Source organism: Desulfitobacterium sp. PCE1, from assembly GCF_000384015.1.
Classification (GTDB): Bacteria; Bacillota; Desulfitobacteriia; order Desulfitobacteriales; family Desulfitobacteriaceae; genus Desulfitobacterium; species Desulfitobacterium dehalogenans.
In genome coordinates this window covers 2,174,857-2,192,751 of record NZ_KB913023.1, presented here as the reverse complement: position 1 = coordinate 2,192,751, position 17,895 = coordinate 2,174,857, and the positions used below count along the sequence as shown (strand labels likewise).

Sequence of the window (17,895 nt, the reverse complement as noted above, 5' to 3'; positions counted from 1 at the left end):
ATAAAACTGCATATTGATAAGTAAATTAACTCAGAATAAGTCATGGGTGCTCAAACTATAGCGTAGAAAGGGCGGATACGGCATGGGAAAACATAAAAAAGTCTCACGTCCCAAATCTCCTGTTACCGTGAGAGACCCCCATTATCAGGAATATGATAAGCAGAAAGAGCGGAACATCTACGACTATCAAGGATACAGCATCCGTAAACCATGAGAGGGACAGTTTAGCTGTTCCTCTTTTTGCTTCCACTATCTGAAAATAAATACCCAATAATCTTTGCTCTGATTTGTCTTGGAAAATAATACTGATCCGTTCTGCTGGAATTCCTGTCACCCTTGAACCTGCCTATGAATATAATTAGTGGTGCAGGAATATAGCGCGGAAAGGGGAGTCTCTATGACAAGGAATCCGGTAATTAGGAAAATGTTCCCCGGTGGTGTTACTTATCTTGGTTTTCACTCCTATTATAATTACTTGGCTGACGCTGCTGCGCAACATACCTATATCATAAAGGGTGGCCCAGGTGTTGGGAAATCAACCTTCATGAAAAAAATTGGGGAAGAAATGCTCAAAGCAGGTTTTGATCTGGAGTATCATTGTTGTTCCTCCGATAATCATTCCATCGATGGTATTGTCATTCCTGAGCTGAAGATTGCCTTACTCGACGGCACGGCTCCCCATGTGGTGGACCCCAAAACGCCAGGTGCTGTCGATGAAATTATCAATCTGGGAGACTATTGGAATGAATCTTTGCTAGTACCTTACAAAAAAGATATTATGGCCTGCAGTCATGAGATCAGCCGCTGTTTTCAAAGTGCTTATTTTGCTTTAAAAGATGCCAAAAACGCCATGGATGAATGGGAATTCTATATTACGCCTTATCAAGATTGGCAGAGGATCAATCAGATTTACTTAAAGATGAGGAATGAACTTTTTAAAGCATCATCAAGCCGGGGTACCGGAAAAACTCGTCATTTATTTGCATGGGCTCATACTCCCCAAGGCAGAACTCAGCATATAGACACTCTTATTCAAGGGATGCATTTCCTATACTCTTTAGCGGGGCAAGCCGGAACGGGAAAATCTACCCTTTTAGCTCGTCTTGCTGAGGATGCCAGGGTGCTCGATTATGATATGGAAATCTATCATAATGCCCTTGAGCCGGATAAGATCGATCTTCTTCTTATACCTGAACTTCATACCGCCTTGGTTATCTCATCAGAGCATTATCCTTATCGCCCGGAATTTAGCGGGACCATTCATTCTTTTAACTTAGATAATGAGCTGGACTTATCAGGGCTGTCCAACACCCTAGGTTTTATTGATTCTTGCCGAAACAGGATTGAGGAAAGTATACTCCGGGCTCAAACCCACTCCCAAAGAGCAAAAACTCTTCATGATGAACTGGAAAGATATTATATCCCAGCTATGGATTTTGAAGCCATGGATAAGAAACGTAATTCTATCTTAAGGATGATCATGGAAAATTATTCATAAAGTATAGACCATAAACATTTAATCGGGTATCCTAAAAGAAGGGGAGAGACTTACTAATGCAGAGCAACAGGCTGTGCAATTTTTTTGCCTTGATGGGGAACTATAACTTGAGAATGAAGCATAATCATTCCAGTATCCAAAAAACTTAAGCTGATGAGAACAGTATTTAAGGAGGGTTTTCCTGAATGAGTGTGAGAATTGCCATTAACGGTTTTGGCCGAATCGGTCGGCTTTCCATGAGAGCAATCCTGGAGCGAAAAAGCCCCATAGACATTGTTGCCATAAACGATCTGGGAAGTCCGGATCTATTAGGTCATTTATTCAAGTATGACTCGATTCACGATGAATTACCTTATGATGTTAAGGTAAATGAAAACACCCTTGAAGCTTTGGGTCAAAAGGCGGTGTTCTTGGCAGAAAAAAGCCCTGAGAAACTCCCTTGGAAGGATCTGGGAGTCGATCTTGTGATTGAATCCACAGGGCGTTTTACCAAGCGGGATCAAGCGGCTTTGCATATCCAGGCCGGAGCGAAAAAGGTCATCATTTCTGCACCGGGGAAAGATGAAGATATCACTATTGTCATGGGGGTAAACGAGGATCGTTATAACCCGGCTGAGCATCATATCCTCTCCAATGCTTCCTGCACGACGAATGGTCTGGCCCCCCTGGCTAAGGTTTTGCTCGAAGAATTTGGGATCGAGCAAGGTATGATGACTACTACCCACTCGGTCACCAATGACCAGCGGATTTTGGATTTAGAGCATAAGGATTGGCGAAGAGCCCGGGCAGCTTATGAATCGATGATCCCCACCACGACAGGGGCAACAAAGGCTGTGGAACTGGTTCTTCCCGAACTAAAAGGCAAACTCAACGGATTAGCGGTGAGGGTTCCCACTCCTAATGTCTCACTTATCGACTTTGTCGCTAATTTAAGCCGCTCTACCACCAAAGAAGAAGTGAATCAGAAACTTAAGGAAGCCGCCGCCGGAAGCCTCAAAGGCTACTTGGCTTATTCCGATCTGCCTTTGGTTTCTCACGACTTTAATGGCAACCCTCATAGTGTCATTATTGATGGATTGTCTACTATTATGCTGGGAGACCGCATGGTTAAAGTCTTGGCCTGGTATGATAATGAATGGGGATACTCCAATAGAATTGTGGATTTAGTCGAATACATTGCCGGCAAAGGACTATAACCCTCTATCTTTTTGTGGAAAAGAATAGTAAAATTTTATGTATGGTCTTTTTCGTTTTTATTCATAGCACTTTTTCTTAGCACTCTACAAAATCAATGACGGAGGGAAACTATGCGCCGAACAAAAATAGTATGTACCATCGGACCGTCCAGCGAATCCAATGAGAAGGTTCATCAATTACTTAAGGCCGGCATGAATGTCGCTCGTTTAAATTTCTCCCATGGAACCCATGCTGAGCATGGGAAACGAATACGTACGTTAAGAGAAGAGGCACAAAAACTTGGCGTTCATCTGGGAATTCTTCTGGATACAAAAGGCCCCGAAATCAGAACGGGAACGGTTCCGGATGAAGGAGTTCAATTAAATAGCGGAGAAACCTTTATTCTTGATACAGACCTATCCACTCTTGGCTCGGCAGAGCGAGTGGGTATAACCTACCTCCAGCTTTGGCAGGAGGTTCGCCAAGGGACTCATATCCTCCTTGATGATGGTCTCATAGACCTTGAAGTGATATCCAGTGAAGAAGAAAAGATCATCACTAAAATCCAAAATGGGGGAGTTCTTAAATCGAAAAAAGGGGTCAATGTACCCGGTGTTCCGATCCAGCTGCCGGCGATTACGGAAAAAGATCGTGATGATATCATTTTTGGACTAAGGGAAGGAATCGACTTTATTGCCGCTTCTTTTTCCCGGAAGGCTTCTGACATTTTGGCCGTACGACGCCTGGTTGAGGAAGAAGGAGCTAATGTCAAAATTATCGCCAAGATTGAAAGCCGCGAAGGTATTGATAATTTAGATGAGATCTTAGAAGTTGCTGATGGACTGATGGTGGCCCGCGGGGATCTGGGAGTGGAAATACCTGTAGAAGAGGTCCCCATTCACCAAAAGGACATGATTGAAAAATGCCATCGTTTAGGTAAACCCGTCATCGTCGCTACGCAAATGCTGGATTCCATGATCCGTAACCCGCGGCCTACACGGGCAGAAGCCAGCGATGTGGCCAATGCTATCTTAGATGGCACTGATGCCATTATGCTCTCAGGGGAGACCGCAGCCGGACAGTATCCGGTGGAAGCGGTAGAGATGATGAATAAGATCGCTCTGCAGATCGAGAAGCATTATGATTCAAGGCCCATTTATGACCCCCATATCAATATCGCTGAAGCCATCAGTCATGCCAGCTACACCATAGCCAGAGATCTGGAAGCTGCCGCTATCTTAACACCGACTCATTCCGGGTTGACGGCTCGCATGATATCGAAGTACCGTCCCACATCCTTAATTATTGCAGCCACACCCTTTGTTCATGTAGCACGTCAGCTCTCTTTGACCTGGGGAATTTATCCTTTGCTTATTCCAGAGAGTTTAGGTACGGACCAGCTTTTATCTGTTTCTGTCAATGAAGCCATTTCTCATCACCTGATTAAAACCGGTGATGTGGTTGTCATTACTGCGGGAGTTCCCGTTGGTAAAGTAGGGACCACCAATATCATTAAAGTCCAAGTCATAGGGGATGTACTTGCTAAAGGAACGGGGATTGGACGCAAAGCTTATTCCGGAACGGCACGAATCATTACCCCAGCTACTAAAGACTTCTTCCAGAAGGGAGATATTCTGGTAGCACCCTATACCGATAAAGAGCTGATCCCATTAATCTCTAAAGCCGGAGCAATTCTTGTCGAAGAAGGGGGACTCACCTCCCATGGGGCTATAGCCGCCTTAAACTATGGAATTCCGGCCATTGTCGGTGCCGCTGATGTGATTATGAAGATTAAGGATGGGCAGGTCTTGACCGTGGATGCTTTGGCGGGAGTAGTCTACGATGGTACAGTCAGCATTCTCTAGTAAAGTTAAGTGACTCAAAATAAAGAACATATAAATAGCTCCCTCCAGGCAGTTGCTTTGTACAGCCATCTGGAGGGAGCATATTTTGTCTGCAAAGGTTTCTTATTTTATAGATATCGATTGCTTTCATTTACTTCTTCAGTGTTGCCTTCAGCGTTCGGAGTCTGCTCATCCACAGTATCCTGATCGATGGTGCTTTGGGTGCGTTCATTAAGTATTTCAATCATCCCTGCATCGCTTAATTCACCAGCGATTTCAAAGAGTGAGTCCTTTTTATCGGGGGCAAGTTGATTAACGAAGCGGTTGATTTTGACTGGAGGTACAAGATTGCGAAATTTTACTCCCCCATATTTCATGACACGTTCCGGCAAAAAGAATCCCTCCTCAAGAAAGCATAATGATTTGTCTAAGGTTAGTATGCTTTCCTGAGGATTTATCATACGCCGGAAAGAAAAAACAGTCCCGTCTGCTTAGGATTTTTCAATTTTCACATGACTGAGGGTATCGATAACCTGGCCCCGGATAAAGCCCAGATACTCCTGCCTAAGAGCTTCCTGCTCAGCTTTTTCCCATTCTTCCAAGCCAATCGTTCTCTGCTTCCGTGAAAGCTCATTAATTCGCTCAATAAGAGTATTGATTTCCATGCTTGTAACTCCTTTTTCCTTTAAACCTCACACAAGGGCAATATAATTTTCTTTAATCATGGCGATTCTATGATATAATATTTAGTGGAACTTGTCCAATCGGAAAGGAGGCTCAGGCGGTATTATTCAAAGCATCAAAGAGAACTTGACTAAGCATTTAGAAAGGTTTTCTAAAGCAAAGCTATCTACGGGATTCCCCAAAATCGTCCTTGGGGTTATTGGACTGAGTGTAGTATTAGGCGGCAGCTTTTATTATAGCCATACAACCACGGCAGCCGCACTGATAGTTAACGGTCAGGAAATAGGTTATGTAAAATCCCCGGACGAAGGCAAACAATTCGTCGATCATATCCTTGTTTCCAAAGGGGACTCATCGGAACTTGTTGCAAAGACTCATGACAAACTTGAGTTCCAAAATACACGGATTAGTAAAGGGACTCTTCAGGAGAACTATGTAACAGAGGATAAGCTGAACAATTTAATACGTACATATTTTGAAGGAATAGAATTTTCTATCCAAGACACTCCTATAGCTGTTCTTCCCAGTGAAGAAGATTTTAAGAAGATTCTTACATCTTATCAGGAAATCTATGCTAAACCCAGCGAAAACAATACGATCTCTTCTGTAGAATTCAAAGAAAGAATCTCCTCTCAGCCCGTCGAAGTGCAGTTAGAGGAATTTAGTTCGCCGGAGGTTGTCCTTGACATATTAACGAAAGGGCATGAAAGCAGAACAGAGTATGTCGTACAACCCAATGACTCCTGGTGGCTAATCGCTCGTAAAAACGATATGCTGACAAAGGAAGTACTGGCCGGTAACCCAGGTATGGACGAGGATAAGACGATTCAAGTTGGTGAAAAAATCAACTTGGTTAAAGTCACTCCCTATCTCACCGTGGTAAGTAAAGGGATCTATACGGGTACTGAGACGATTCCTTTTGATGTCGTATCAAAGACAGATTATAGTTTGCCCAGCGGTTCTTCTGTGGTTCGCCAGGAAGGAAGCGATGGCAGCAAAAAGGTCACCTATTCCTATGTTCAGGAAAATGGCAGGAACATAGAAAAAGAAGTGTTGGAAGAAAAAATCACTCAGCAGCCTGTGACTCAGGTTATTGCTAAAGGTCCTGTCTATGCATCATCAGCCAATGTGGCCCTTTCTCGTGGAACGGGAAAAGCAAACGGCTTGAGTTGGCCCCTAAGGGGAGGGCTTAACTCCTATTACGGCTTCCGCTCAGGAAGTTTTCACATCGGTTTGGATATTGGCGGAGATACAGGGGAACCGTTTATGGCGGCAGCAGGTGGTACAGTATCCTCTGCAGGCTGGAGCGGGGGCTATGGCAATATGGTTATCATCGACCATGGTAATGGAGTAGCCACCCGTTATGCCCATGCATCCAAAATAAGCGTCTCTAATGGACAACAAGTAGGCAAAGGGGAGACCATTGGTCTTGTGGGCTCAACCGGCCGTTCAACCGGTCCTCATTTGCACTTTGAAGTGATTATTAATGGCGATACTGTCAATCCCCTAAATTATTTACCGTAATTTACCGTAAATATAAAAAGCGCCGTAGGGCGCTTTTTATTTCCATAGAATAAGCTGCACGACCCGGACAAAATCTTCACACTATGGAACCAATGGCCAAGATGTTTTATAATCCTAAATAAAGATAAAAAGATAAATAGAGGGTATTAAGGAGGAAGTGTTATGTTCTTAAACTATCAAACTCCAGTACGAGTCCGTTATGCTGAAACAGATCAAATGGGCATCGTCTATCATTCCAATTATTTGATTTGGTTTGAAATAGGCCGGGCTGAACTATTGCGCAATGCAGGATTAGCCTATACCTCATTTGAAGAACAAGGCCTTGCCGTCGCGGTGGTTGATGCTACCTGCCGTTATCGCCGCCCTGCACTTTATGATGATCAGCTGGTTATTGAAACAAGCCTGGAAAGCTTTTCTTCGCGTAAACTCACGTTTACCTATAAAGTCTGGAGAGAGGATACCTTGTTAGCTGAAGGGACAACCATTCATGTATTTGTGGATCGCACAGGGAGAAGCACCGATGCACGGAATTATCCCATCTGGAAAGAATTTGAAGAGATTATCAATGAAAACAGGGAGAGCGAAAAGACAGAGGCAGGAGCGCAGGTTTAATTCCATCTGCCGCTTGGTTGGGGGCATCGTCACTACTTCATTATAAGTAGTGACGATGCCCCTTTTTAATTGAGCCACCCGGGACGGGCACTTTGTGCAAAGACATGGAAAGATGCAATGATTCGAGAAACGAAAGTTAATGCTAAATTATACAAATAGGTTGAAAAAAGATTTCATAAATGTAAAATTATAGCGAACAAACAAAAATATAGGAGGGAGTGCGACGTTAATCAGCAATGTAGTGCGGATAAGCAAATAAAAAATACTTTAGGAGGAGAATCCTTATGAAAAAGTTAGGGGCTTTTCTACTGAGTGTTGTATTATGCTTTGGTTTATTAATTATTCCTTCGGCTGCCCTAGGTGTAGAGAACGAACTTATTCAGCCACAAGTTGTCCCACAATGTGGGCATTATGCAACCCATGATATGCTTTCAGCTGGTTGGGGAAACATTTTCAACAAAGGTACAGGTACTTCTCTCTTCTCAGGATGGCGTTCTTGTTTTCAATGTACACGCTGTTATTTGGTTCTTGTCTGTGAAAATGAGCCACTCAATGGTTACCCTTGTGGCTTATGGGCAACTTGGCAACCTAACGAACGCTTGACATCGACATATACAACTATTCTGAAGAATCCTAACGAGATATATTACGAATCTTCCGATAGAATTTACGATGTAACCTTCCGTTACCATCAATATAATTGATTATGAACCACATGAAAAAAAAGGTTTCCCGAAGTCTAATCATTACTTTAGCTGCCATTTTTGCTGCATTCATAGTGACGGTTGTTCTAGTATTCAGCTTTAAAAGCGGGATGGATGCGCCTGAAAAGTTAGCAAAAGCAGTGCTTATGAGAACATACGGTGCAACAAAGCAAGATTACGAAGATCTGAATCACGCTCTCTCACAGAGTCAGAGTCGGGACGATAATCAAATTCTTTTAGATTACATGCACACAGTATACGGAGAACAGTTAACAGATAACGGTTATGAAAAATGTATCGCTAATCGTATAATCTCCAGTGCGTCCCAAATCGCCTATGATGAAAACACTGATCTTAAGGTATCTGCCATTGAACTTCAACCGACAGATGCACTGGAGGGACGCAGAGGCTATTTGTTCACTGTACAGGTCCAAACTGAAAAAGATGTATCCAATACGTTTACCTTTAAAGGTTACATTGAGCTTGTACAAGAAGATGGGAATTGGAAGGTCGATATCATCTCACCCCGCTAAAATGATGAATCAGGTTATACGAAAACGGCTTCCGGCTATACTGCCGGTCGCCGTTTTTGCGTGCGTAGAGTAAATTTGATTTATCGCTCAAGATGAAAGCATTGAAATGGTTAAAGAATTATGGTATTATGTATACACAATACAATGTGCTAATAAGCAAGGAGGAATTATCATGTTTCTGGTCACATGGATAGAAGCAGAGGAGATTAATTATCGTTTGGTTAAGAAACATGAGCTCTCGCAGTTTATTTCGACACATCTCATTACCCCTTTGGATAATCATCTGATGGTTCAGGAATTATTGGTTTAGTGTATTTTATAGGGAATATTAAGCATAAAATAGGTTAAGCCCACGGAAGTGGGCTTTTTTTGTATAATAAAGTATTAGTAAAGAGCAAGATATAAAGCAGGAAAAAACCTTAATTTTCACGAATACTATTTACTTATTACTAAAGGAGGTAATGATATGGGTTATGTAGTTCTTGTCGATAGTTCATGTGATTTACCATGTGATTTAAGTCAAAAAGAAGGCATTGTGGTTGTCCCCATGCCTGTTAGCATAGAAGGAAAAACATATAATGAAGGAATCGATATTTTTCCCGATGTTTTTTATCCTCGGTTTGCAGAGTTCAAAGAACTCCCTAAAACGTCACAACCCAATCCTGGGACTCTCAAAGATGCTTATGAGGCAATCTTAGCCCAGGGGAATGAAGTGGTTGCAATTCATCTCTCATCAGGCTTGAGTTCAACCTTCAGCACGGCACAGATGGTTCGTGATATGTGTTCTCAGCCGGATAAGATCCATGTTATTGACAGCTTAGGGGCATCCTTGGGTTACGGTTTATTGGCTCTGGAAGCCAATCGCATCGTTAAAAAAGCTAATTCCTGGGAGGAAGCGGAAGCACAAATTTTTCAGGTTCGTCAAAACATGCGGTATGTTTTTACTCCTGATACTTTGGATTATCTGGTCAAAGGAGGGCGTGTCAGCAAGACTGCCGGTTTTATCGGCGGCTTACTGGATGTTAAGCCTATTCTCCATATTACTCCTGAGGGCCGTATCGAGCCTCTAGCTAAAGTACGTTCCCGGAAAGCCGCTATGCGAAAATTGGTCGAACTCATTCAAGAAGAAATTCGTCATCCTGAAGATCAGGAGATCGGCATTTCCCAAGCGGCTTGCCTTGAAGAAGCCCAGGCATTAGCTGAGGAAATTAAAAAGAATGTACCCGTCAAAGATGTTATCATTAGTGATATAGGGTGTGTTGTAGGAAGCCATACCGGTCCCGGCACTATCGCATTATTCTACCAACGCTAATAGGGGGAACATCATTGAAACGCATAATCGCTCTCATCACCTTATTATTGTATTTCTTTATCTTTGTCCCGACGTTATCGGCGGCTCCTGAAACCAATCAGGAAACAGCACCTCCGGAAATCAGCGGAGAAGCCGCCTACTTAATCGATGTGCAATCAGGACAGACACTGTACAGCAAGAATGGGGACCAGCTTATGGCCCCTGCCAGTACCACTAAAATCATGACAGGACTTTTGGGGATTGAGTTGGGGAATCCGGAGGATATCGTTACTGCCAGCGAAACCATGTTGGATTATAACACGGTTTATGGGACACGGATTTATCTGGAACCTGGAGAACAGCTTTCTTTAGAAGATATGCTTTACGCCCTCCTGCTTAATTCAGCCAACGATGCCGCAGTAGCCATAGCTGAGCATATTAGTGGAAATATGCCTGATTTTGTGAGCTTAATGAATCAGAGGGCCGCAGATTTAGGATTGAAACATACCACATTTAAGAATCCCAGCGGGTTGAATGAAGAGGGGCATTTAACCACAGCCCACGATCTTGCCCGCATCGCCCAGGCTGCTTACGCCAATCCAAAGTTTAGAGAGTATATAAAAACCAAATCCCATGTTATCCCGAGAGAAAAAGAAAATGTACCCATCGAAATGATCAATGAAAATAAGCTCCTTTGGCGTGATGATGGGATTACAGGAATGAAAACGGGATATACCTCTGTTGCCAAAAATTGTTTAGTCGCCTCCGCATCCCGGGATGGCCGTGATGTAATTGGCGTCATCCTAAAATCTCCCGGCCGTGAAATCTATACAGATATGCAGGCATTATTGGATTATGGATTTGAACAGTTTGAGAATACCCTCTATAAGGGGATAGGGGATTCCTTAGGTCAGATCGAAATTCAAGGTCAGCAGATTAATCTCCTGACAGATCAAGCCCTTTGGATTACGCAAAAAAGGGACAAGGCCTTAGCACAGCCGCGAATCAACGTTTTGCCCATACGTGGGGAACTTACAGACGTCGCAGCCGGACAAGTCCTTACTCACCTTGAAGTATGGGAAGAAGAAGAACGCTTAAGAGTCGTTCCTTTAGCTGCGGATCGGAGTATCATAACGGAAACCCCTGTGGAAAAGAAGTCCTATGCTTTATTCACTGGTTTGGGGCTTATGGTGAGCGGGGTTGTACTTTATGGGGCGGTACAGCAAAGAAAACATGCTGAACGGAGAAGAGAGAGAGCTCAACAGCGGAAAGAACGAAATGGGCAGAAGATTCATTATTCTAGATACCAACGCAGATGAGGGTATTTCAAAAAATGAGATACCCCCATTTTTTTCTAATTAAAAACGACATGAACTTTAGAAATGTTCGTGAAAGAACATGCAAATTTTAGTGAATATTTTAACATAGTCTGAAAAATCTAAAAATTATAGGAAATTTTGCAGGATTTTATTTGGGAATACCGAATATAGATTTTTATAGATTAGAAACCTTGCAGATTCAAAGGTCTATAAGGTAATGGAGGTATTGTTATGGGAAGATTAGATTTTCTTCAAGCCCGTGGAATCAGTCGTCGTGACTTCATGAAGCTCATGGCTGCTACAACCGCTGCTCTTGGCCTACCCGAGGTCCTGACTCCACAAGCGGCAAAAGCTGTGGAAGCAGCAATGGAAAAACCCCCTGTCATTTGGCTGCATGGTATGGAATGTACTGGCTGCAGTGAATCTTTACTGGCAACTCTTAATCCCAGTATCGAATCATTAGTACTTGATACTCTTTCCATTCGATACCATGAGACCATTATGGCCGCATCCGGCCATGTAGCAGAACAAGCTTATCAAGATACTCTTGATGAGAAGTTTGTGCTTGTCGTGGAAGGGTCCGTTCCGGCATCGGAAGAAACAGACTTTTACTGCATGGTGGGGGGAAGGCCCTTCAGAGAGACCGTTTTAGAAGCTGCTGCAAAAGCCCAGGCAGTTATAGCGATTGGAAGCTGCGCCACCGACGGAGCTGGGATCCCTGGTGCATGTGAGATTAAGCCCATTGGGGTCAGAGAGCTTTTGCAGAAAAACAATATAGCTACTCCTGTGATTAATCTTCCCTGTTGTCCGGTTAAACCTAACACCCTGATCGGAACCATAGTTTATTATCTAACTTTCAACGCCGTTCCTGAACTTGATGAGCAAGCCCGTCCCCTGATTTACTACGGAAAGCTGCTTCATGACAACTGTCCCCGCCGTGGTCAGTTTGAAGCCGGCAATTACCTGTCTGACTGGAATGATCCTGCCCAAAAAGGTTATTGCTTGCTGCTGATGGGCTGTAAGGGACCGAAAACCTATACCGACTGTGCTCAAGTCTGGTGGAATGATAATGCGAATTTCTGCATTAACGCCGGTTCTCCTTGTTCCGGATGTTCTGAATTTGGTTTCTATGGACAATTCAGTCCTCTCTACGCCAAACAAGAAAACTTCTCCTTGCCCGGACTCGGTCAGATTCATGCTGATACCGTTGGAAAAGTTGTGGGTGGGGCAACTGTCGTAGGCCTGGGAGCACACCTAATTGCCACGGTTGCCAGCGGCAGACTAAAAAATAACGACTCGGAGCAGAAGAAGGAGGACTAAGAGATGGGTAAAGTAGTTATCGATCCCGTGACTCGAATCGAGGGTCACTTAAAAGTAGAAGTAGAAGTTACCAATGGGGTGGTTACGGATGCCCGATCCATCGGGACCATGTTTCGCGGGTTTGAACCGCTGTTAAAAGGCCGGGATCCCCGGGATGCCACCTATGTCACGGAAAGAACCTGCGGTGTTTGTGCGAGTGCTCATGGTTGGGCATCTTCCCTCTGTCTGGATGATGCCTTTGGCGCGAAGGTACCTGCCGGCGGTCGGATCATCCGGAACCTAATCACCTCCGCCATGTGGCTTCATGATGCGGCACTGCACTTTTATCATCTCAGCGCCTTAGACTTTTTGGATATTACGGCTGTGGCCAAATACCAGGGACAAGATCCTGGCTTGCTGCGGGTTAAGGAGAAAATAGGCAAGTTAATCGCCGCAGGCGATACCGCTCCGTTAACTCCTCGCTACGAGCCCGATGAGTACTGCGTCAACGATCCTGAATTGGTTACCCTTGCGGTTTCCCATTACTTAAAAGCTCTGGATATGCAAGCCAAAGCCAAGAAGATGTCGGCACTTTTTGCCGGAAAACAGCCCCACCAATCTTCCATCGTTGTGGGTGGCGTAACCATGCTTCCTAATATTGAAGTCGTAGAGCAATACCGCTCTCTTTTATTAGAGCAGATCGATTTTCTTGAGAATGTCTATTTGCAGGATGTTCTGACCTTCGGGACGGGGCCGCTGCTTCCCCTTGCTCAGGCAGGAGTTGGCGGTGGGTATAACAACTTCCTCTCCTTTGGCGGCTTTGGCCTTGATGATGAGAAAAAGAACTTCTTCTTGCCGGCTGGAGTGATTATGGATGGTGACTTAAGCAAGGTAATGGCAGTAGATCAGAGCAAGGTTACGGAAGGAGTGACCTATGCCTGGTACAAAGATAGCCCCAAAGGGGATCATCCCTATGATTCGGATACCGTACCCGATATCAAACGAAAAGATGCCTATTCCTTTGTTAAAGCGCCACGTTATGACGGAAAGCCTGTGGAAGTAGGTAATTTAGCGAGAATGCTGGTCATGCAGCCGAAACCTTTTATGGACATTGTTGCTAAATACAGTATTAAGCCTGGTGTCGTGGCCCGCCATGCCGCCCGCGCCTACGAAGCCGTCATTCTGGCCAAGGAAATGCTTAACTGGTGTAATGCATTGGAAGCGGAAATCGGCAAAGGTCTCCGAATTCACGATACCGAGCATTGGAATCCTCCGGCAACCGGCCAAGGAGTTGGTTTAACAGAAGTTCCCCGGGGTGCTTTAGGCCATTGGATTAAGATTAAGGATCATAAGACAGAGAACTATCAGATGGTTGTTCCCACCACCTGGAACTTTTCTCCGAAAGATGCCCAAGGGAATTACGGTCCCTTGGAAAAAGCCCTCATCGGCGTTCCTGTTCCTGATGAAAACAACCCCATCAACATCGTTCGCGTGGTTCGTTCCCTTAATCCCTGCTTAGCTTGCGCTATTCATCTTATCGATCCCCAAACCAATGAAATCCACAAGTTTAAAATTAGCTAATAACTTTGGCTGATGGTTCATGAGGATGGATAAGGATCAATAAGAAATGGAAGAGAAAGCGAGGGAAAAGTATGGCGAATCCAGCCGAACATCCGTTATCTCATCGGATTACCCATTGGATTAACCTGATCAATTTTATTGCCTTGATCATTACAGGATTTATGATTCATTCTCCTTATCAGGGAATGCCGATGAATCTTGTCCGCAATATCCACTTTATCTTTATGTTTAGTTTAATCTTCACCGGCATAGTGCGCTTCTATATCTCTTTTTTCACCAAGCACAGGGATTTCAAAAAGTTTCTTCTTGACTCCCATGATGTCAAGACCTTCATACCCCAAATTAAATATTACTTGTTCATTCAAAAGGACCATCCCGCTAACCCCAATCCCTATAATCCGCTGCAGAAGCTTGCTTATATCGGTCTGCCTATCTTGGCCGTACTGCAGATCCTTACAGGGGCAATCCTTTATCTGCCCATGGCGTTTCCCGGCTTAGAAGCCACTTTAGGTGGTTTAGCTGCTATCCGTGGATTCCACTATGTTATCACCTGGCTGTTCATTGCCATTATCGCCGTTCATGTTTACATGGTATTCACGGAAGCTGTAGATCAATTCTGGTATATGTTTTTTGGCAAAACCCGTGCGAAGGATAAGACCACACCTTCTGGAAAGACGACTACGGCTCAACCTTAATCCTTCTGCAGTCCTTGACTGTATAGTTCGGGCCGCATATCATTAGAGAAAAGACGAAGGTTTTCAGAAAGGGTCAAAACAATGCTGCAACCGAAGATTATGGTCATGGGAGTAGGGAATGTTCTACTTTCCGATGAAGGGCTCGGGGTTCAGTTTCTCACGCTATTATCCCAGGAAACTCTGCCGGATAATGTAGAACTTCTGGAAGGTGGAACTGCAGGACTTGAATTGGTTCATCTCATTAAAGAAGTAGACTACCTCATCATCGTCGATGCCGTCAATGCCAAGGATGAGCCTGGGGCGATTTTCCGATTTGAACCGGAGGATATTCGGGTCATGCCCTCTCAATTTGAGGTATCCTTTCATCAAGTGGGAATCTTGGAAGTATTAGCTATGGCTAATATATTAGGGACTGCACCCAAAACTCTTATCTTTGGTATTCAGCCCAAAAGCCTGGACATGGGATTGGAATTGACTCCTGAGATTCGAGGGGTATTACCCAGAGTCAAGGATCTTGTTCTGGAAGAAATTCAGCACATTATTCAGCATGGAGAATTCCGCCAGGGGAACCCTTAATCCCATCCCGGAAGCAACTTAATAAAATGACTAAAGGGAACCGGTCTTTCCGGTTCCCTTATCACATGCTTAATCCACTACTTTTTCTCTTCCGTCACCTAATTCGAAGGTGCCGCAGTCGGTAGCTTCAGAAGTACGAACCTCAGCATGATGCTTCGTGACTTGAATTTCCCCGGCATGACATAGTCTTGCTGCTTCATTATATTTGCACTCTGCCACATTGCATAAAACTTTTGGATTAGCCATTCGTATCACCTCCATCATTAAGGATACCCAAATAAATCACCTTCTACACCGAAAAAGAACCAGAAAAAATTCGTAAAATCCTTCACGGTCACCCTTGACTGGCGGCCTGTATTGAATTATGTTATCCTTTATGAAGAATACTACTTTTCAGGAGTGAAACTATAAGTATGTCAAGCACCAAAGCCCAAAAGAAGGTCGTCACTCTAGCCTATGGGTGTCAAATGTCGGAGCGTGATGCCGATACCTTGACCGAGATATCCAGCCAAAAAGGGTATATCCGGTCTCAGGAGTTGGAAAAGGCCGACCTCATCATTATTAATACCTGTTGTGTTCGCGAAAGTGCAGAAAATAAAATTCTGGGTAAAATCGGCGAACTCAAGCACTTGAAAGAAGCAAATCCTCAATTGAAAATCGCCATTTCCGGATGTATGGTTCAGCAGCCGGGTGCCTTAGAACGGCTTAGAAAAAGAGCTCCCCATGTGGATATCTGGGCGGGAACCCATAATATTCATGAATTTCAGCGTCTCTTAGAGGAATCCGAGGAGAAGGGGAAAGTGGCCGAGGTCTGGGAAAAGCCGAAAGAAACTCAGGAATCGGTTCCTCTCGCAGAAAAAGGAAAACTTAAGGCTTTCGTCAATATCAGTTATGGCTGCGACAATTTTTGCACTTATTGTATTGTTCCTCATGTCCGCGGCCGTGAGCGCAGCCGTAAACCTGAAGATATCGTGGAAGAGATCAGTGCCTTAGTCAAGACAGGCTGTCGGGAAGTGACCTTACTCGGTCAAAATGTTAACTCATATGGTCAGGACTTAGACAGAGCTTATGATTTTGCTGATTTGCTCAAGGCCGTGGATGCCATTGATGGGCTATGGAGAGTGCGTTTTATGACCTCCCATCCTAAAGATCTATCGGATAAATTGATTGAAACCATCGCCCAGGGCACCCATCTTTGCGAGCATATCCATCTTCCTTTTCAGGCCGGTAGCAATGAGATTCTCAAAAGTATGAATCGTAAATACACCCGGGAATACTATTTAAGCCGGATTGCCAAAATTAAGGCCATCATTCCCCAGGCCAGTTTAACTACGGATATCATCGTCGGTTTTCCTGGGGAGACGGAAGAGGATTTTGAGCAAACCTTGGATTTAGTTCGGGAAGTGAGATACAGTCAAGCCTTTACCTTTATGTATTCAAAACGTTCCGGTACACCCGCAGCCCAAATGGCAGAGCAAATTCCTCTGGACATTAAGAAACGCCGCCTACAGCACTTAATCAATGTCCAGAATGCCCAAAGTCTGACTTGGCGGCAGGAAATGATCGGCAAGACCTACGAAGTTCTGGTGGAAGGGCCAAGTAAATCCAATCCCGATCGTCTTACCGGACGTACCAGAGGCAATGAGCTGGTAGTATTTCCTGGAGAAGCTAAATTAATGGGCACTTTGGTTCAAGTGCTGATTCAGGACGCCAATTCCTGGACATTGTTTGGAGAATGCGTCGAAGGCATATAATAAATAATAATTGAAGGTTAAAAGCAGGAATCAAGAAAAAAGTGTAGAATCAATCGAAGATGGAGGTGTTGTAATGACGGCGGAAATTATGGAAAAAGCCGAAGTTCTAGCTGCAGCTATAGCAAAAAGTGTTGAATTACAAAATTTACGCAGCACAGAAGAAGCCATGATGGCTGACGAGCAAGCTCAGCAAATCATTGCTGATTTTCAAAATGAGCAACAGCGAGTGTATGAGCTCCAAGCCCAAGGTCAAGAGTTAACAGATGAGGTACAACAGGCCATTGATGCTATGGAAGCGAAAGTGGAAGGGTATCCTCCAATTGCTGCCTATCTGCAAGCTCAAGAGCAATTCACGAAAATGCTGGATACCATTAATGGTGTATTAGCTCAAGCCATTGCCAATGATCCCAATGGGGGAAGCTGCTCCTGTGACACAGGATGTTCAGGTTGCGGGGGAAGCTGTTCATAAGCTCGCGATATTATAGAAATGAGTGGAGATAGTTACCTTATTTTGAGGGAGCGAAGGAAAGGGAAGAGTGTACACTCTTCCCTTTAGAATATACAGGATAGGTGGCCATGCCACTCAGGCGGTATCGGTAGGGAATGAAAAGCGTTGTCCGAGTTGTGTAGCTTTACGCACAATGCTCTCTCTATAGCTTCAGGGCTGGTCAACTCGCTTTCTTAACAGCTCCGCCAAACCCCGCTGCTTTCTGCATGTAAACCGGTGGCTCGCTACGTTAAGAAAGCCTCGTTAACCCGACCGCCCCTCCACTAAATCCGTTCGCTTTTGTGCGTAAAGCTACAC

At 44.3% G+C, this 17,895-nt stretch carries 20 protein-coding genes; 17 read left to right on the top strand and 3 right to left on the bottom strand.

The features are described 5' to 3' along the window. Positions 1 to 82: 82 nt before the first annotated feature. The 4 genes from DESPCE1_RS24005 (at position 83) to pyk (ending at position 4,539) form a co-directional block, all read left to right on the top strand. Positions 83 to 214, top strand: coding sequence for a hypothetical protein (locus DESPCE1_RS24005; protein ID WP_014794048.1), 132 nt, complete (start codon positions 83 to 85; stop codon positions 212 to 214). 183 nt (positions 215 to 397) lie between these two features. Beyond that, the gene (locus DESPCE1_RS0110865) at positions 398 to 1,498 is read left to right on the top strand and encodes a PRK06851 family protein (RefSeq protein WP_019850489.1); all 1,101 of its coding nucleotides are present in this window, start codon (positions 398 to 400) and stop codon (positions 1,496 to 1,498) included. Positions 1,499 to 1,683: 185 nt separating this feature from the next. Then, positions 1,684 to 2,694, top strand: coding sequence for a type I glyceraldehyde-3-phosphate dehydrogenase (gene gap, locus DESPCE1_RS0110860; protein ID WP_014794046.1), 1,011 nt, complete (start codon positions 1,684 to 1,686; stop codon positions 2,692 to 2,694). A gap of 111 nt (positions 2,695 to 2,805) precedes the next feature. Beyond that, positions 2,806 to 4,539, top strand: a complete 1,734-nt coding sequence (gene pyk, locus DESPCE1_RS0110855; protein WP_014794045.1) for a pyruvate kinase — start codon at positions 2,806 to 2,808, stop codon at positions 4,537 to 4,539. Positions 4,540 to 4,646: 107 nt separating this feature from the next. Here pyk and DESPCE1_RS0110850 read toward each other — a convergent pair whose 3' ends face one another. After that, complete coding sequence (locus tag DESPCE1_RS0110850; RefSeq protein ID WP_014794044.1) at positions 4,647 to 4,910, bottom strand: hypothetical protein; 264 nt, start codon at positions 4,908 to 4,910, stop codon at positions 4,647 to 4,649. Positions 4,911 to 5,009: 99 nt separating this feature from the next. After that, a complete protein-coding gene (locus tag DESPCE1_RS22545) occupies positions 5,010 to 5,183 on the bottom strand; it encodes a DUF896 domain-containing protein (protein WP_014794043.1) in 174 nt (57 codons plus the stop codon). Positions 5,184 to 5,274: 91 nt separating this feature from the next. Here DESPCE1_RS22545 and DESPCE1_RS0110840 point away from each other — a divergent pair, with 91 nt between their 5' ends. The 11 genes from DESPCE1_RS0110840 to DESPCE1_RS0110790 all read left to right on the top strand — a co-directional run bounded on the left by DESPCE1_RS0110840 (position 5,275) and on the right by DESPCE1_RS0110790 (position 15,336). Then, positions 5,275 to 6,726, top strand: coding sequence for a M23 family metallopeptidase (locus DESPCE1_RS0110840; RefSeq protein ID WP_019850488.1), 1,452 nt, complete (start codon positions 5,275 to 5,277; stop codon positions 6,724 to 6,726). A 162-nt stretch (positions 6,727 to 6,888) separates the two neighbouring features. After that, positions 6,889 to 7,338 carry a thioesterase family protein gene (locus DESPCE1_RS0110835; protein WP_014794041.1) on the top strand — a complete coding sequence of 150 codons (450 nt, stop codon included), beginning with the start codon at positions 6,889 to 6,891 and terminating at the stop codon, positions 7,336 to 7,338. Positions 7,339 to 7,622: 284 nt separating this feature from the next. Continuing rightward, positions 7,623 to 8,042, top strand: a complete 420-nt coding sequence (locus DESPCE1_RS0110830; RefSeq protein WP_019850487.1) for a hypothetical protein — start codon at positions 7,623 to 7,625, stop codon at positions 8,040 to 8,042. A 146-nt stretch (positions 8,043 to 8,188) separates the two neighbouring features. Continuing rightward, positions 8,189 to 8,575 carry a hypothetical protein gene (locus tag DESPCE1_RS0110825; RefSeq protein WP_242835386.1) on the top strand — a complete coding sequence of 129 codons (387 nt, stop codon included), beginning with the start codon at positions 8,189 to 8,191 and terminating at the stop codon, positions 8,573 to 8,575. A gap of 172 nt (positions 8,576 to 8,747) precedes the next feature. Further along, entirely contained in the window at positions 8,748 to 8,885 is a 138-nt protein-coding gene (locus DESPCE1_RS23280; protein WP_019850485.1) for a hypothetical protein, read from the top strand. 156 nt (positions 8,886 to 9,041) lie between these two features. Continuing rightward, a complete protein-coding gene (locus DESPCE1_RS0110815; RefSeq protein ID WP_019850484.1) occupies positions 9,042 to 9,887 on the top strand; it encodes a DegV family protein in 846 nt (281 codons plus the stop codon). Between the two features lie 14 nt (positions 9,888 to 9,901). Next, positions 9,902 to 11,185: a D-alanyl-D-alanine carboxypeptidase family protein gene (locus DESPCE1_RS0110810; protein ID WP_014794036.1), complete on the top strand. Its 1,284-nt coding sequence runs from the start codon at positions 9,902 to 9,904 to the stop codon at positions 11,183 to 11,185. A 231-nt stretch (positions 11,186 to 11,416) separates the two neighbouring features. Next, a complete protein-coding gene (locus DESPCE1_RS0110805; protein ID WP_019850483.1) occupies positions 11,417 to 12,505 on the top strand; it encodes a hydrogenase small subunit in 1,089 nt (362 codons plus the stop codon). Positions 12,506 to 12,508: 3 nt separating this feature from the next. Beyond that, positions 12,509 to 14,065 carry a nickel-dependent hydrogenase large subunit gene (locus tag DESPCE1_RS0110800; RefSeq protein WP_014794034.1) on the top strand — a complete coding sequence of 519 codons (1,557 nt, stop codon included), beginning with the start codon at positions 12,509 to 12,511 and terminating at the stop codon, positions 14,063 to 14,065. Between the two features lie 71 nt (positions 14,066 to 14,136). Continuing rightward, on the top strand, positions 14,137 to 14,760 hold the full coding sequence (cybH, locus tag DESPCE1_RS0110795; RefSeq protein ID WP_014794033.1) for a Ni/Fe-hydrogenase, b-type cytochrome subunit: 624 nt from the start codon (positions 14,137 to 14,139) through the stop codon (positions 14,758 to 14,760). A gap of 81 nt (positions 14,761 to 14,841) precedes the next feature. Then, positions 14,842 to 15,336 carry a HyaD/HybD family hydrogenase maturation endopeptidase gene (locus DESPCE1_RS0110790; RefSeq protein ID WP_014794032.1) on the top strand — a complete coding sequence of 165 codons (495 nt, stop codon included), beginning with the start codon at positions 14,842 to 14,844 and terminating at the stop codon, positions 15,334 to 15,336. A gap of 69 nt (positions 15,337 to 15,405) precedes the next feature. Here DESPCE1_RS0110790 and DESPCE1_RS22540 read toward each other — a convergent pair whose 3' ends face one another. Further along, the gene (locus DESPCE1_RS22540) at positions 15,406 to 15,582 is read right to left on the bottom strand and encodes a DUF1540 domain-containing protein (protein WP_014794031.1); all 177 of its coding nucleotides are present in this window, start codon (positions 15,580 to 15,582) and stop codon (positions 15,406 to 15,408) included. Between the two features lie 167 nt (positions 15,583 to 15,749). Between DESPCE1_RS22540 and miaB the strand changes: the two genes are divergently transcribed. Together miaB and DESPCE1_RS0110775 are read left to right on the top strand one after the other, a co-directional pair. Beyond that, entirely contained in the window at positions 15,750 to 17,090 is a 1,341-nt protein-coding gene (gene miaB / locus DESPCE1_RS0110780; protein ID WP_014794030.1) for a tRNA (N6-isopentenyl adenosine(37)-C2)-methylthiotransferase MiaB, read from the top strand. 73 nt (positions 17,091 to 17,163) lie between these two features. Beyond that, positions 17,164 to 17,559 carry a YlbF family regulator gene (locus DESPCE1_RS0110775; RefSeq protein ID WP_014794029.1) on the top strand — a complete coding sequence of 132 codons (396 nt, stop codon included), beginning with the start codon at positions 17,164 to 17,166 and terminating at the stop codon, positions 17,557 to 17,559. Positions 17,560 to 17,895 lie beyond the last annotated feature (336 nt).

What these genes read in the sequence shown, in the direction of transcription:
- pyk (WP_014794045.1), top strand. Translation starts at nt 2,806, where the DNA reads ATGCGCCGAACAAAAATAGTATGTACCATCGGACCGTCCAGCGAATCC.
- DESPCE1_RS0110835 (WP_014794041.1), top strand. Translation starts at nt 6,889, where the DNA reads ATGTTCTTAAACTATCAAACTCCAGTACGAGTCCGTTATGCTGAAACA.
- DESPCE1_RS0110830 (WP_019850487.1), top strand. Translation starts at nt 7,623, where the DNA reads ATGAAAAAGTTAGGGGCTTTTCTACTGAGTGTTGTATTATGCTTTGGT.
- cybH (WP_014794033.1), top strand. Translation starts at nt 14,137, where the DNA reads ATGGCGAATCCAGCCGAACATCCGTTATCTCATCGGATTACCCATTGG.
- DESPCE1_RS0110825 (WP_242835386.1), top strand. Translation starts at nt 8,189, where the DNA reads ATGAGAACATACGGTGCAACAAAGCAAGATTACGAAGATCTGAATCAC.
- DESPCE1_RS0110775 (WP_014794029.1), top strand. Translation starts at nt 17,164, where the DNA reads ATGACGGCGGAAATTATGGAAAAAGCCGAAGTTCTAGCTGCAGCTATA.
- DESPCE1_RS24005 (WP_014794048.1), top strand. Translation starts at nt 83, where the DNA reads ATGGGAAAACATAAAAAAGTCTCACGTCCCAAATCTCCTGTTACCGTG.
- DESPCE1_RS23280 (WP_019850485.1), top strand. Translation starts at nt 8,748, where the DNA reads ATGTTTCTGGTCACATGGATAGAAGCAGAGGAGATTAATTATCGTTTG.
- DESPCE1_RS22545 (WP_014794043.1), bottom strand. Translation starts at nt 5,183, where the DNA reads ATGGAAATCAATACTCTTATTGAGCGAATTAATGAGCTTTCACGGAAG.
- DESPCE1_RS0110815 (WP_019850484.1), top strand. Translation starts at nt 9,042, where the DNA reads ATGGGTTATGTAGTTCTTGTCGATAGTTCATGTGATTTACCATGTGAT.
- DESPCE1_RS0110790 (WP_014794032.1), top strand. Translation starts at nt 14,842, where the DNA reads ATGCTGCAACCGAAGATTATGGTCATGGGAGTAGGGAATGTTCTACTT.
- DESPCE1_RS0110865 (WP_019850489.1), top strand. Translation starts at nt 398, where the DNA reads ATGACAAGGAATCCGGTAATTAGGAAAATGTTCCCCGGTGGTGTTACT.
- gap (WP_014794046.1), top strand. Translation starts at nt 1,684, where the DNA reads ATGAGTGTGAGAATTGCCATTAACGGTTTTGGCCGAATCGGTCGGCTT.
- DESPCE1_RS22540 (WP_014794031.1), bottom strand. Translation starts at nt 15,582, where the DNA reads ATGGCTAATCCAAAAGTTTTATGCAATGTGGCAGAGTGCAAATATAAT.
- DESPCE1_RS0110805 (WP_019850483.1), top strand. Translation starts at nt 11,417, where the DNA reads ATGGGAAGATTAGATTTTCTTCAAGCCCGTGGAATCAGTCGTCGTGAC.
- DESPCE1_RS0110800 (WP_014794034.1), top strand. Translation starts at nt 12,509, where the DNA reads ATGGGTAAAGTAGTTATCGATCCCGTGACTCGAATCGAGGGTCACTTA.
- miaB (WP_014794030.1), top strand. Translation starts at nt 15,750, where the DNA reads ATGTCAAGCACCAAAGCCCAAAAGAAGGTCGTCACTCTAGCCTATGGG.